Source organism: Desulfoplanes sp. PS50 (assembly GCF_053851535.1).
The window spans coordinates 54,734-68,622 of record NZ_JBSPZA010000009.1 but is presented as its reverse complement, the minus strand read 5'-3'; the positions used below and the strand labels follow the sequence as shown (position 1 = coordinate 68,622).

General features: G+C 51.3%; 16 protein-coding genes. 6 read left to right on the top strand and 10 right to left on the bottom strand.

Annotated elements, in window-relative coordinates; all coding sequences use genetic code 11:
• Window positions 1–8 precede the first annotated feature (8 nt).
• Window positions 9–935: a cysteine synthase A gene (cysK, locus tag ACTVJH_RS05985; RefSeq protein WP_455988479.1), complete on the bottom strand. Its 927-nt coding sequence runs from the start codon at window positions 933–935 to the stop codon at window positions 9–11.
• A 214-nt stretch (window positions 936–1,149) separates the two neighbouring features.
• Between cysK and ACTVJH_RS05980 the strand changes: the two genes are divergently transcribed.
• The 3 genes from ACTVJH_RS05980 to ACTVJH_RS05970 all read left to right on the top strand — a co-directional run bounded on the left by ACTVJH_RS05980 (window position 1,150) and on the right by ACTVJH_RS05970 (window position 3,419).
• Window positions 1,150–1,686, top strand: a complete 537-nt coding sequence (locus ACTVJH_RS05980) for a CD3072 family TudS-related putative desulfidase (protein WP_455988477.1) — start codon at window positions 1,150–1,152, stop codon at window positions 1,684–1,686.
• Window positions 1,687–1,703: 17 nt separating this feature from the next.
• Entirely contained in the window at window positions 1,704–2,474 is a 771-nt protein-coding gene (locus ACTVJH_RS05975) for an ABC transporter substrate-binding protein (RefSeq protein WP_455988475.1), read from the top strand.
• Between the two features lie 273 nt (window positions 2,475–2,747).
• On the top strand, window positions 2,748–3,419 hold the full coding sequence (locus tag ACTVJH_RS05970) for an amino acid ABC transporter permease (RefSeq protein WP_455988473.1): 672 nt from the start codon (window positions 2,748–2,750) through the stop codon (window positions 3,417–3,419).
• 128 nt (window positions 3,420–3,547) lie between these two features.
• Here the strand turns inward: ACTVJH_RS05970 and ACTVJH_RS05965 are convergent, their stop codons facing one another.
• On the bottom strand, window positions 3,548–3,766 hold the full coding sequence (locus ACTVJH_RS05965; protein ID WP_455988471.1) for a hypothetical protein: 219 nt from the start codon (window positions 3,764–3,766) through the stop codon (window positions 3,548–3,550).
• Between the two features lie 168 nt (window positions 3,767–3,934).
• Here ACTVJH_RS05965 and ACTVJH_RS05960 point away from each other — a divergent pair, with 168 nt between their 5' ends.
• Window positions 3,935–4,339: a TraR/DksA family transcriptional regulator gene (locus ACTVJH_RS05960; RefSeq protein ID WP_455988469.1), complete on the top strand. Its 405-nt coding sequence runs from the start codon at window positions 3,935–3,937 to the stop codon at window positions 4,337–4,339.
• 201 nt (window positions 4,340–4,540) lie between these two features.
• Here ACTVJH_RS05960 and ACTVJH_RS05955 read toward each other — a convergent pair whose 3' ends face one another.
• From ACTVJH_RS05955 to trhA, 5 genes are all read right to left on the bottom strand, one after another.
• Window positions 4,541–5,281, bottom strand: coding sequence for an amino acid ABC transporter ATP-binding protein (locus ACTVJH_RS05955; RefSeq protein ID WP_455988467.1), 741 nt, complete (start codon window positions 5,279–5,281; stop codon window positions 4,541–4,543).
• 14 nt (window positions 5,282–5,295) lie between these two features.
• Window positions 5,296–5,955: an amino acid ABC transporter permease gene (locus tag ACTVJH_RS05950; protein ID WP_455988465.1), complete on the bottom strand. Its 660-nt coding sequence runs from the start codon at window positions 5,953–5,955 to the stop codon at window positions 5,296–5,298.
• Between the two features lie 194 nt (window positions 5,956–6,149).
• On the bottom strand, window positions 6,150–6,929 hold the full coding sequence (locus ACTVJH_RS05945; protein WP_455988463.1) for an ABC transporter substrate-binding protein: 780 nt from the start codon (window positions 6,927–6,929) through the stop codon (window positions 6,150–6,152).
• Between the two features lie 270 nt (window positions 6,930–7,199).
• Window positions 7,200–8,441, bottom strand: a complete 1,242-nt coding sequence (locus ACTVJH_RS05940) for a LuxR C-terminal-related transcriptional regulator (RefSeq protein ID WP_455988461.1) — start codon at window positions 8,439–8,441, stop codon at window positions 7,200–7,202.
• 57 nt (window positions 8,442–8,498) lie between these two features.
• Entirely contained in the window at window positions 8,499–9,161 is a 663-nt protein-coding gene (gene trhA, locus ACTVJH_RS05935) for a PAQR family membrane homeostasis protein TrhA (RefSeq protein ID WP_455988459.1), read from the bottom strand.
• 242 nt (window positions 9,162–9,403) lie between these two features.
• Between trhA and ACTVJH_RS05930 the strand changes: the two genes are divergently transcribed.
• Window positions 9,404–9,832 carry an iron-sulfur cluster assembly scaffold protein gene (locus tag ACTVJH_RS05930; RefSeq protein WP_455988457.1) on the top strand — a complete coding sequence of 143 codons (429 nt, stop codon included), beginning with the start codon at window positions 9,404–9,406 and terminating at the stop codon, window positions 9,830–9,832.
• A 272-nt stretch (window positions 9,833–10,104) separates the two neighbouring features.
• Here the strand turns inward: ACTVJH_RS05930 and ACTVJH_RS05925 are convergent, their stop codons facing one another.
• The 3 genes from ACTVJH_RS05925 to ACTVJH_RS05915 form a co-directional block, all read right to left on the bottom strand.
• A complete protein-coding gene (locus ACTVJH_RS05925; protein WP_455988455.1) occupies window positions 10,105–10,593 on the bottom strand; it encodes a YajQ family cyclic di-GMP-binding protein in 489 nt (162 codons plus the stop codon).
• Between the two features lie 250 nt (window positions 10,594–10,843).
• Window positions 10,844–11,995, bottom strand: coding sequence for a DEAD/DEAH box helicase (locus ACTVJH_RS05920; protein WP_455988453.1), 1,152 nt, complete (start codon window positions 11,993–11,995; stop codon window positions 10,844–10,846).
• Window positions 11,996–12,016: 21 nt separating this feature from the next.
• Window positions 12,017–12,790 (bottom strand): hypothetical protein, encoded by a 774-nt coding sequence (locus ACTVJH_RS05915; protein WP_455988451.1) that lies wholly within the window; start codon window positions 12,788–12,790, stop codon window positions 12,017–12,019.
• 331 nt (window positions 12,791–13,121) lie between these two features.
• Between ACTVJH_RS05915 and ACTVJH_RS05910 the strand changes: the two genes are divergently transcribed.
• The gene (locus tag ACTVJH_RS05910; protein WP_455988449.1) at window positions 13,122–13,811 is read left to right on the top strand and encodes a VPLPA-CTERM sorting domain-containing protein; all 690 of its coding nucleotides are present in this window, start codon (window positions 13,122–13,124) and stop codon (window positions 13,809–13,811) included.
• Window positions 13,812–13,889: the final 78 nt, after the last annotated feature.

Sequence of the window (13,889 nt, the reverse complement as noted above, 5' to 3'; positions counted from 1 at the left end):
GAAAGGTTTTAATCCTCTTCAAACAAAGGCGTACTCAGATAGCGTTCACCCGTGTCGCAGACAATGAAAACGATGGTCTTGCCCCGGTTTTCGGGACGGTTGGCAAGCTCAAGGGCTGCGAAACAATTGGCCCCCGAAGAGATACCGCACACGATCCCTTCCTTGCGCATCAGCTGTCTGGCCGTTTCAATGGCCGCGTCATTGCTGACAGCAATGATCTCGTCAATCACCTTCGTATCCACGATCCCGGGCACAAACCCGGCACCGATTCCCTGGATCAGGTGAGGTCCCGGCCTGTGCCCGGAAAGAACAGCCGAATCCTCTGGCTCGACCGCAACGATCCGGATATCCGGATTACGCTCTTTAAGATACCTGCCCGTTCCGGTAATCGTTCCCCCGGATCCTACCCCGGCTACCAGGATATCGACACTCCCTTCCGTATCCGCCCAGATCTCCGGTCCTGTTGTCCGATAATGGGTCTCTGGATTGTCCTGATTTTCAAACTGCATGGGCATGAATCCGCCAGGGTGCTCAGCCAGCAATTCCCCGGCCCTGGCAATGGCCCCTTGCATCCCCTCTTCGGCCGGAGTCAGCACCAATTCAGCGCCCATCCCCTTGAGCAGTTTCCTGCGCTCCAGACTCATGTTCTCGGGCATGGTCAGGATGAGTCGCAGCTTTTTGATCGCGCAGACAAAGGCCAGGCCGATCCCTGTATTTCCGCTGGTCGGTTCGATGATCACCGAATCCGGACCGATATCGCCCCGGCCCATGGCCGTTTCGATCATGTTCAGGGCGATCCTGTCCTTGACCGAACCGCAGGGATTGAAAAATTCCAGCTTGCCCAGAATCCGGGCACCAGTCCCGGCACCCAGACGATTCAATCGCACCAGGGGTGTCCGTCCTACCAGATCCAGAATGGAATCGGCTATGTTCATAAAAATATCCTCCCATGGTTATTGGTGACGAAGTTCTGAGCCGCCTTCTTGAGTCGGCTACCCTATAGTTTGAAAGAGCAATCAGCAAACCTCTTTTGCCGATCTATCGTTTTTTCCTATTCATTGAAATCAAATAGATCAAAACTTACTATTTGATTTATTTTTACGATAATTTATACGGATTTTTCGCACTACTATCCATATAGGAGCATTCATGAACAGAAGCAAAAAAATCATCGTCCTTGCCAACTGCATTCTCAATGCAAACGCCAAGATCATTCCCCTGGGATCATATCTCGGGGTCCTCAAGGAAGTCGTCCAACCCTACATCGATAAGGGCGTCGGGATTCTCCAGCTGCCCTGCCCGGAAACCTCCTATCTGGGCATGAACCGCTGGGGCATGAGCCTGGAACAATACGATCACTCCCGTTTCAGACAGCATTGCAGAGAGATTCTTGCCCCGACCATGGACACATTGAAGGCATTCCGGGATGCGGGATATGAAATCGTGGGCGTCATCGGTGCCGACGGCAGCCCCAATTGCGGTATCACCAAGATTCCCGTGGGACTGTCTGGAGGCGAAGTCGGGATGTGGTGTGCCGATCCCGATCAAAGCAAAAGCTGCCGTTTTGCCGAGGGCACGGGCGTGTTCATGCGCATTTTCAAGGCCATGCTCGCGGAAAACGGCATCAATCCCCCTTTCATGGCCGTTGACGAGGAAAATCCGTCGACTTTGATAGAACACACATAACCATTGGAGACGCCACGATGCACACCATACGTACAACGATTTTCACTCTGTTCCTTCTTGTCTGCATAAGTCCCCTTGTCCAGGCAGCGGATGATTCATGGAATGCCGTCAAACAGAAAAATGATCTAGTCATCGGTTTCTGCGCCCAGTACCCGCCTTTCGAGTCAAAGACAGCCTCGGGCAGTTTCGACGGATTCGACGTGGATCTCGGCAAGGCCCTGGGAAACTATCTCGGTGTCCCCGTAACCTTCAAGGACGGTGAATGGCACGGTCTCATAGCCGGGATGAACAAGGGGGACTACGACATGCTTATCACCTGCATGAGCAGGACAAATGCCAGGAAGAACAACGCCAACTTCAGTGATCCCTACTACGACCATCCCGAGATCATTCTGGTTCCCAAGGACAACATCACCATTTCATCAAGAAAGGACCTCGCGGACAAGGTTGTCGGAGTCCAGATGTCCACGAGCAGTGAACATACCGTGGAATCAATGCCCGGCCTGTGCAAGGAGATCAAGAAATACAACTATACGACAGAGGCCCTTCTGGATCTCAAATATCATCGCATCGACGCGGTTATCTGCGGAGAACCCTATGCCGTCATGCAGCTCAAAAAAGATCCCTCGTTCAAGATCGTCGATGACAAGCTGAAAAAGAGCGACATCGTCATGGTCCTTCCCAAGGGGCACGATTCCCTGACCGAAAAGATCAACAAAGCACTCGCCCACATCAAGCAGAACGGCACATATCAAAAAATCTACGACAAGTGGCTTGTGGTCAAATAGGAAGATGCAAAAACCGTGATCCGGGCTGTCCGCTCCTGGGTCTGAAAATCAAAGCCGACAAGGAAGGCCATAACCACCTTGTCGGCTTTGCATATCTCCACAACCAACAGCAATATCCCGATTCAGGCAATATTCTCTTGTTTTCTCTTGCTGACCGGGTCTCGAGAAAACGGGCAATTCGGGAATTGCCTCTACGGATTTTTCTGAGATTATCTGGTCTTGGATAATGTCAGCAGGGAATTGCTGCGCAACCACTCATAAGGGACGTATGCCATGAACGATTTCCAGTTCAGCATCATCACCATGGGCTGGACCGAGCTCAAAGCTGGTGCATTGATCACCCTCAACATCACCTTTGTCTCCTTCCTCATCTCTCTTGCCATCGGCATCGTCGTGGGCGTGGCCCGCTCAAGACCGGGCAAATTGCGCTACTTCCTTGCCCCCTATGTGGAATTCTTCCGAGGCACCCCGCTTCTTATCCAGCTCTTTTTCATTTATTACGCCCTTCCGGCAACCGGGCTGACCCTACAGAACATGACCGCAGCCTATGTGGGAATCGGACTCTGCGGAGGCGCCTATATCTCGGAAATCATCCGGGCCGCACTCATGGCCGTGCCCAGGGAACAGGAGGAAGCAGCCAGATCCACAGGACTGAGCAGCTTGCAGACGTTGCTATACGTGGTGCTTCCTCAGGCAGTAAGGGTTGCTATCCCCCCCATCACGAACGCCTTTGCTTCCCAGCTCAAGGAAACGTCCTTAGTTTCGGTGTTGGCCATCAACGAACTGACCCGTAGCGGCCAAATGATCTACTCCCGTACCTTCCGACCCTTTGAGATTTACCTAGCCGTAGCCATGATCTATTTTGCCATGACCTTCAGCGTGGCTCTGTTTTCCAGGTACTTGGAAAAAATGTTCAAAGTTAGGGGAACCATCGGCTCAATCTGATCAGGCCGGCGGTTCAATCGTCAACAATCCCTTTATACCGCACGTAGTAGCCGGACAACTTCCCCTGTTCATCACACATGCATAGCCCGCATGTAAGTACGATTGCCGTCTTTGGTCTATATGCTTCCTCAAGGACATCCCGCATCCGAGTTCAAACTCACTAATTGAACGACACGAGATCTGGTTGTGACAGTCAAACAGGGATTTTCCAGCCAGCTGCTACCACCGTATTTTTGCAGCTGCACACAGGCCGCAGGATTCATATACCGGATGATGTGATCGGTATCAATGAAAACAATGGGTTCGACCAGACTATCCAGTATGCATTTCATCACATCGTTGACCATCTACCCCTCCATTTTTCACCATAATCCATCAAAGCGTAACCACTAGGACATACAACCGCCACAGAACATGACTAGAGGTGTGCAGAATGACGCGATGAAATGTCTTTGCCTCGTTTACCGGTAACATACAAGCATCTCTTTGACCCATTGCCTTTAAGGAGAATGAGCATGTCTTCCAAACAAACCTTCCACGATCAGATACACTCGGCCCTATCCGCGCGACTCGCCGGCCTGGAACAGGACAATGCAAGGATTGCCGCCAGCATCGCCACAAATTCTTCAATGGCCTATGCGGACATTGCCGACCAGGCGGGAAGTGAATTGTGCAACGATCTCTCTCTGATCCAATATGAAAGAAACAAAAAGACCATCGAGCAGATCAGATCCGCCCTCAACGACATGGAACATGCCAACTATGGACATTGTAAGCTATGCGGGGAACCCATAGGGATCAAACGTCTGCTGGCCATGCCGCACACTACATACTGCATCGACTGTCGGGAGATTATGGACCAGGGACCCTCCTTACCTGCCGGCTATCGATCCGAACGCTCTGAAGGACTATATTTTTAGGACCTTCCTGTTTCACCAAGCGCGCCGGCCTGGCAATTCGAAATAAAAACCCGGCTCATCTGTGGACGTTTCGTCGCAATGAGCCGGGTTTTTTGATCCGATATCCTCGAACCGGAATAATTGGCTGAGTCGGCATATTCATCATATGCCGCCAGCTATCTTCTGGAAAGCGAACTGCCGAATCCGGAGAAAAAACGAATTTTACACAATCTGACCCAAAAACTCCTGGGTTCGCTGTTCCCGGGGGTTGCTGAAGATCTCTTCCGGGGTCCCGGATTCGAGAATGGAGCCTTCTTCCATGAAACCGACCATATCGGCGACTTCACGGGCAAACCCCATCTCATGGGTAACCACGATCATGGTCATGCCGTCGTCGGCAAGATTGCGCATGACCCCCAGGACCTCGCCCACAAGCTCCGGATCAAGGGCCGAGGTCGGCTCGTCGAACAGCATGGCGTCCGGTTCCATGGCCAGGGCCCGGGCAATGGCGGCGCGCTGTTTCTGACCGCCGGAGAGCGTTGCCGGATAGGCATCCTCCTTGTCCGACATGCCCACCTTGTCGAGATAGTGACGACCGATCTCAATGGCTTGTTTTCGCTTCATCCCCCTCACCTGGGTGGGTCCCTCGATGACATTTCCAAGCACGGTCATATGGGGAAAGAGATTGAAGTTCTGAAAAACCATTCCCAGACGGGCACGCAATTTATTGATGTATCGTTCGTCCTCGAGCACCTCGTCGCCATAGACCTTGATGATACCCTCTTCATATGTTTCCAGCCGGTTCACGCAACGAAGCAAAGTGCTTTTTCCTGAACCGCTGGCACCAATGATTACGATCACATCAGAGGGGTCAACCGTTATATCCACACCCTTGAGGACATGATGATCGTCGAACCACTTGTGCAGACCGGAAATTTCAATGGCTGGTTGCTGAATATTCATGACGTCTCCTTGTGTTATCCGGACTGGCTGACATCGAGACGTGTTTCGATACGATGAAACAGCCAGGTAAACAGGCCTGTGTAGAAAAGATAGAAAAAGGCCGCAATGCTCAGCATCTCCATCATCATGAAATTGGATGACGCCAGCTGCTGGGATTTGAGCAACAATTCATTGATGGTAATGGCACTGGCCAGGGATGAATCCTTGAGGGCAATGATGAACTGGTTGCCCAAAGATGGAACAGCCCGTTTGAACGCCTGAGGCAGAATGATTCTGATCATGGCCCGCATGTAGGACATGCCGATGCTTCTGGCCGCCTCCATCTGTCCGGTAGCAACAGATACGATGGCTCCCCGAAAGATCTCCCCGATATACGCCCCATTGTGCAGGCCAAGGGCCAGAACCGCCGAGGGAAGAGCCTCCAGACCGACCAGACCGCGCATCCCGAAATAGATGAATAAAAGCTGCAGAAGAAGCGGGGTTCCCCTGATCAGATAGATATAGGCAAGGGATGGCCACAAAAAAAACCTGTTCGTGGAAATACGCATAAATGCCGTAATCAATCCCAAAACAAGCCCCAAGCCGATGCCGAGAACGGTTATCTCTATGGTCATCCATGCGGCTGGTAAAAAATAGGGGAAGTAATTGACTATTGCCGAAAGGTCATATTGCATGATCGATATATTTCCTTACGTAATGAGGAGATGGGAGGATGAGAATGTGAAAGACCTGCAACTATCCAGAACATCCTTTGATGGCACGAGAGGAAGAGCAATGCGTCGTGCCCTGTGTGAGGTAAAGGGAAACAGGTCGTTTCCCACCGTTTACGACACAGCAGACATCCTGAATAGTTGCAATCTGATTTATACTACCGAACAGTAATATCCACTCCAAGCCATTTCAGACTCAACTCCGTAAGCACCCCTTCTTCGTGCAGATCGGTGAGAATGGCATTGACCTTGTTCTTGAGCTCGGTATCATCCTTGCGAAAGGCAACTGCGATATCTTCACTGCGGACGGGAGTCCCGACAAGCTTGATGTCAAAGGCACCTCTTCTCACGGCATTGGCTCCTACGACCCGGTCGGTGATGACCGCATCGATGACCCCGTTATTCAATTCCATCAAGGTCTGGGTGTCATCCTTGTACAGACGGATCTCCCCGGCCCCGAGTTTCCTGGCATCATCTTCAAACGTGGTACCGGTTACCAGTCCGATGGTCTGTCCCTTGAAGTCCTGCGGACTCGTTTCCGGGGCATTGGCCCGAGCAACGATCTGGGCGCCTGAAAAATAATACGGTACGGAAAAATCGACTACTTCCTGCCGCTTGGCTGTCACGGCCATACTTCCTAGAATCCCATCATATGTACCTGAACGGAGTCCCTCGATAATTCCGCTCCATTCGGTGGTCACCGGCTTGAAGGCCACATCCAGCCGTTTGGCTACCTCTTTGGCCACATCGACATCAAATCCGACCAATTCATTCTTGTCATTGTAGAAATTGAAAGGCGGATATCCACCGCTCATGGCAAAACTGATTTCGCCGGCCTTGGTGACCCGCTCAAGTGAATTCTCAGGTTCATTGGAACACGCAGCAATACAAAGGGACAATGACACAATCATGGTCAACAAAATAGCGCGGTATTTCATGAAAAACTCCTTGTTTTGAAGGCACTCCACAATGGATGAAAAACATATTATGGTGGATACTTTCCAACCATAATACAATCCATCTACCTCAATTTCGAGATTTTGAGCATAGGGATAAGAACAGGAAATAGTCCTGCCAACAAGGTGATATATGGGGGAGGAATCGGGGAGGAGTCTCTACCCGATCAGGTATTTATTCTCTGTGCGGAGGGATCGATCCAGCCGGATACAACCACGATCTGTCCGAGGGGGATGATCTGAATACATGGATCAGGATTCGCCAAGATACCCCTGGCTGTTCAGGTAGGCATACAGGGAGACGGATTTACCCCGGATGCCCAGTTTCTTGCGGATATTCTTGCGGTGGGTCTGGATGGTATCAAACGAGGAGCCAAGAAGCTCTGCAATCTGCTTGCTGCTCTGCCCCGAGGCGATAAGTTTGGCGATCTCCAGTTCCCTGGGGGTCAGGGTGAGAATGAGCGCATCCAGAGGGTCTGCAGGATCGTGAGTAACTGCGCCCAATCGTTCCTTGAGAAGGGTATGATACTCATCCCTGACCTCGGGACATTTCTCCCGCGCCATTCTATCCAGGGCAGGCAGTATCTGCTCCTTGACCTGTTTGGAAATTTCTTCACGCAGTCCCTGCTTTTCCTTTTCAACAGAATTAAGCACATTGCGCAGGGTCACATTCATCCCCTCGACCTGGGCCTTTGTCTTGTGCAGCCCCTTTTCCAGCGTATTCAGCTCCGAAAGATCCCGAAGCACGAGATGATAGACCCGCGAGGTGTTGAGATCCACCCTTCTCAATGTCAGTTCCACGGGGAGACGTCCATCAGGGCCATCCTGGACGTACATCTCACTGGTCCATGATTTTCCGGATCTGAGAGTACGCATGGCATCGCGGAGGATATCCGGCTCTGTGGGACGGATGATCTCAAGATAGTTCTTGCCCGGCGAATAGGATTGCTCATACAGGCTCTTGGCAGCCTTATTGGCTGAGAGCATCCGCTGCTTGGCATCAACAAGAAAGGTCGGATCAGCCGTGGTCTCAAAAAGAGCATGAAAAAGGGCCATGCTGTCGTCCCAGGCCGTAATGTTGTCAGAAAGCCGCTGTTCGTAGGCCTCACGTAAATCTATCAAAGGGGAATTGCTGGTAACCACGACCACGAATCCCCCGGAGGGACAGAACGGTTCCGGCAGGGGGATAACCCGGAGACAGAAACTTTCACTGCCATGGGCTGAAAAGATTTCCTGAATATCTTCGGGAGGATACTTGGCAAGCATTTCCTGAACATTCTTCACATTAAGGCCAAGAACCGACCAGACTGTTCTGCCAAGTACCTGTTTCGTCCTGAAAAAAGTCGACACATGGCCTTTGGTGGCCACGATGGATCCAGCGGGATCGACGTATAAGACAACATCACAAAAATCTTCAACAATAGCGGACAGCTCAAGGGAAAGGGCATCGTTGGGAAGGGAAGAGGGATCACTGGAAAACGAGGAAAAAGACATGAGGTACCAAGAGGTGTGTCCCGTTTGGAATGGGGAACGATAACAAACAAAAAAATCTCAGGAGGAAACCACAGGGATCACGTATAAAAGAACCGCAAAAAAATGCAGAATTGTTCCGGAAAGAACAAAAAGATGCCAGATGGCATGGTTGAACTTCAATCTTCGCCACACATAAAAAATGACCCCGAATGTATAGCACAACCCACCTGCCACAACAAGCCTGATCCCACCCGAGGGGACACTGGCCAGGAGGGGTTTGATAGCCACAATAATGGCCCAGCCCATGCCCAGGTAGAGACTGACCTGAAAAATACGCCATCTGCGAAAGGGTGACAGTTCGAGCACGATTCCGGCAAGGGCAAGTCCCCATATGATGCCGAACAGGGTCCAGCCCCATGGCCCATGCAGACTGACCAGGGTGAACGGCGTATATGTTCCGGCAATGAGCAGAAAAATGGAGGAATGATCCAGAACCCGCATGACCGTCTTGGCCTTGGGCGAAGAAATACTGTGATACAGGGTGGAGGCCGTGTACATGATAATCATGGACCCGCCAAAAATACTCACACTGACAATATGCCATTCATCGCCAAAGGCCGTTGCAAAGGCGGTCAAAATCCCCAATCCTGCAATGGAAAAGAGAACACCCAGACCGTGGATGACACTGCTGGCGATCTCCTCACTCAAAGAATATTTCAGACTCAAGGGTTTTGTATCCATAGAATACTCCAGTAATTGACTCTTGCTTTTGCTCCGGATGAGACGAGAAAAATCATACGAAAATTGTGTTTCTGTATGCCCAAATATCAAAGCGATGGCAAGCATGACGCGATTATTCTTTTCTACCCCTCATTCTTCTATTGCCCACAAGGATCACAAAAGGTACAAGGCTTCGGCTCGGCTCCACGTGGGCATGAAAAAGTTTTGATTATACGGGAACATGCAGATATTAAGGACGAATCATGAGCGACACCCAACAATCCATGAACTTTTGGCAGGATCATTCTGACAACTACCTCAAGATGGCACTCAGTCACGAACGGAGGGAACGGCTGGAACATCCCGACGGATACGGCAAAAAAACCGGTCAGTGCGGTGACACCATCGAATTTTTCCTGACCATGGAAGATGACCGGATCACCCATATCTCCCTGGATATTGACGGGTGTATGCATACCAGTGCTACAGCCAACACCGTTGCCATTTTAAGCGAAGGCAAAAAACTGGAAGAGGCCTGGGACATTCACCCGGAAACCGTTGTCGCGTACCTTGAAACACTGCCTGACGACCATTTCCACTGTGCCGAACTGGCTGTGGGAGCCTTTTACCTCGCCCTGGCCGATGCCGAGCGCAACCACAAACAATCTCATGCGGCCAAGCCGCAGTTTTAGGTTTTAAGTTCAAACGGTTATAAAATTTTCTTGTTTTTTATGGCAGACTTTCACGAGTAAGGTACTCTTGCCCTTCCCTTCAGCATGTCTCCAGCCGGTACACCGGACCGACTCCGGCTTCATTTTCAGGCGTTGGGAGAAATCTCAAAACGATGGAAATCACTGCACACCGCATCAGAATCTCTCCAATCTCTCAACTCTCCCAACCTTCTTAACGCTTTAAAATCTCTGAAATTCCTAAAATTTCCTATATCTCTTAAATTTTCACAACCCTATTTCATGTTGACGAATTGGAAGGGCTGCTCAAATTCCTCTTCCTTGATCAAGCTAATAACCGCCTGCAACTCGTCGATTTTCTTTCCGGTCACCCGAACCTGATCATCCTGGATGGCCGCCTGGACCTTGAGTTTGGATCCCTTGATCAGTTTGACCAATTTCCTGGCCGTTTCCTTGTCGATTCCTTCCCGCAGGCTGACCTGCTGCTTAAGCTGCCCTTTGGAGGTCCCCTCGGGCTCCTTGAAATCCATGATCCGGGGATCAATCTTGCGGCGAACGGCATGGGCGCTGAGCATATCGCGCAGGGCCTTGATCTTCATCTCGTCCCCGGTGAGGATATGTATCCGCTTGTCCTTCCGGTTGAAGCTTATTTCCGTGGCCACTCCCCGGAAATCGTACCGGGAATCCACTTCCTTCTTCACATTGTTGATGGCATTGTCCACTTCCTGCAAATCCACCTGACTGACAATATCAAACGACGGCATATTCTTTCCTCCAGAGGTAACTGTTCAGGTCAAAATTTATCAGGCGCAACAGACTGCAATGTAATGTTAAATTTGAGTGCCAGCCCGTAAATTTTAGAGATTTAAGGATTTCAGAAATTTTAGAAATTAAGGACCTGCACGCTAACCGCCTGTAATTTCTTAAATCTCTTAAATTTCTAAAATTTACAATTCTGATTCCCGGGAAATGCACCTGAATAGTTACCTCCCGAGAATGAATCAGCAGGTTCTTCTACCTGCTATCCTGATTGGTTTCAGCTACTACCTGGCCCTTGAACAAACGGACCGCTTGCATGACGACACCCAGTTCCTGCTGGATCCGTTCGACGATTCTGAGTTCCTTGGGGGTGACCAGGGAAAGGGCTGTCCCCGAGGCCCCGGCACGCCCGGTTCTGCCGACCCGGTGCAGATAATCCTTGCTGTTTGAAGGAATATCCACATTGAAAATGTGTGACACATCCTTGATGTCCAATCCTCGGGCAGCAATGTCCGAGGCAAGGAGCAGTCGAACCTTGCCGGTCCGCAGATTGTCGAGTCCCTGTTTACGGCTGAGTTTGTCGTGAGCCCCGTGGATATCGGCAACCGGGAGATTGTGATGGATGAGTTTTTCGGCAATGATTTCTGCAGTCCGATTTTTATGCACAAAGGCAATGGCCCGTTCGGGTTCCAGGGCGTGCATGAGTTTTCGCAGAATATCAGGCTTATCCCGTTCTTCGCAAACGATATATTGGTGCTCAATGGTCGGGCTGACCTGATTGGCGTCCACATGGACCTTGACCACGGACGGAGCCAAATCTTTCACTTCCCGCAGACTTGCCGGCTGAACCGTGGCAGAAACAAAAACGAGTCGTCTGTTGCGGGAGGTCTTGGCAATCAAGTCCAGGACATTTCCGGCAGTGTCACCGCAGAGCAGCCTGTCCACTTCATCCACAACAACTGTTGTCACTGTATGGGGATTGATTTTCTTCAAAGCGATCAGATGCAGCATCCTGCCCGCCGATCCCACGATCAGATGCGGCTTTTTCTTGAGCCCTTCGAGCTGACGATTGACCGCAATACCGCCTATCACAACCTGGGTACGCACACCCATACCTGAATGTTCGGACAGATCCCTGGCCTGATTGAAAATCTGCATGGCCAGCTCATGGGTCGGGGCAACAACCATGGCCTGTACAGATTTCTGCGTGGTATCGATTTCCTGAAATATGGGAAGCAGATAGGCCAGGGTCTTTCCTGAACCTGTGGCCGAGCTGACATAGGCATCTTTCCCCTCCACAAGGACAGGAATAGCCTTCTCCTGGATGGGGGTCGGCTCGGCAATCTCTTCCTGCCTCAAAGCGTGTATCAATTCCGGGACAAGTCCCAGTTCTTCAAATTTCATCATCTTCTCTTGTTGTGAACCCGATCAGGTTCCAGAAAGGCCGCAAAGCATGAACCCCAGAATGGGCCGACATTTTTCAGCACATGCCGGATAGAACCGACCATGCAGCCTGCTTGCCGAACGATTTGTACGCCCCCAGTAGAATTCGGCAATCCCCAGGGGGGTGAGTCTGTTTTTCACGGCATGGTTGAGCAATTTGGGGGCACAGCAGTCACCCGTCCCGGTCGGCATGTTCCCGGAACCAAGAAAAACGTCCTGCAGCGAACGGGTTTCTCCACGAAAATTGGAGAGGGTGTACAATCCGTGAATCTCCTGCATGAGATTGCGAGAAAGCGATCTTCGCTCCCGTACCAGCTCCCTGTACAGCAAGGAACTCTCTGCAAGCCCGGCAATCCGTCTTCCCAATGCCTTGATCCTGCGTTCCACCGGCTGACAGATCCGATCCATGGCCATGGTATCGACCAGGGGATCGACCCATCCTTCCACATGCCATATACCATTATACTGACCGGAAAAAGCCCTGGCAATACCGGGAGTTCCCCGGGCATCCACATACTCCATGATGCCGAACATCTGTCCTCGGGCCGGACCAAAAAGATACTCCGTCCTAAAACGCGGGTCCGCTTTGTCAGGGGGAAGGATCCAGTCAATCCGCCCCTCTCGCTTAAGCATGCGCATGAGTTCGCGGCAATGCTCCCGGGCTCTCCCTGGACCCAGCGCGTGCTCCTGACCACAGCGTCTGCAAAAGCCGGAACATCCCCTGGCTGGTTCGCCGTGAAATCGGGTCGGTCCAATCACTGCTATTTCATCTGAAACCAAAGCCCTCATCCCCTGATCGTCCGGTTGATTGACACATGCTGCCGACCACTTGTGCCTCCTATCCGGCCGATGGTCAAACCCGAACCCGGGAGAGGGATTTCCGGAAAATCTGGATCCGGCGGAGAGTTCACAACCAATACACTGATTTTAAAAGTTTTTATACTTGGCACATAGTTTTCATAATCCAAACGGATACTACGACAATGGTGGTTTGATCCCTGTGATCTTTAGAAACCATTTTCTGATGCCAGGGGATCTATCTTCCTATCATCCGATATGCCCATGATCCGTCACCACAATGGAGGTCTCCATGAAAACATGTTCTTTTAGCTCGTTGCTTCTTGTCCCCGTTCTGATGCTGGCCCTTTGTCTTCCCGCCGGGGCATCGACAATGTACAGCGGTCACCTGTTCTCGACGCTGGGAGAACTTGTCTCCGACTGGAAAACTCCCAACGGCTCCCCTTCTCCGACCACGCTCTCATGGACGGTCAGTTTCGATGATCAGATACAACTCTGGGAGTATGCCTATACGTTCACAGGATCCAAACCGGACATCAGCCACGCGATCCTTGAGGTCTCTTCGAGTTTTTCAGGAGACCCCATCGATGAGGGCGGTAATCTGGGACCCGGTTCAAGTTCCTGTGCAGGCTGCAGTCCCACCACATACAATGCCCACGCCCAGAGAGGGAGCAATCCCGGTATTCCCGGAGATATCTACGGACTCAAGTTTGAAAATCAGTCCTCCTGGACCATTGTCACGGACAAATCCCCCATGTGGGGAGATTTCTATGCCAAAGGCGCTCAAACGGGCTATGCGTACAACTCGGGATTCGGCATGGATACATCGGCAGTCATTGGAAACGGCAATGCCGGACAGGACGAGTACGCATGGGTTCTGGTGCCCGATACAGACACACAGGTAACGCCCCTTCCAGCAGGCATCTGGCTTCTCGGAGCAGGTTGTGTCGGACTTTTCGGGATAAAGCGATTCAGGCGGTAAGCGAGTGGCACATTGTTTCATGGAGGATACAAAGATTCAACGTGAACGGGAGGCCGGGATAACCCGGTCTCCCGTTCA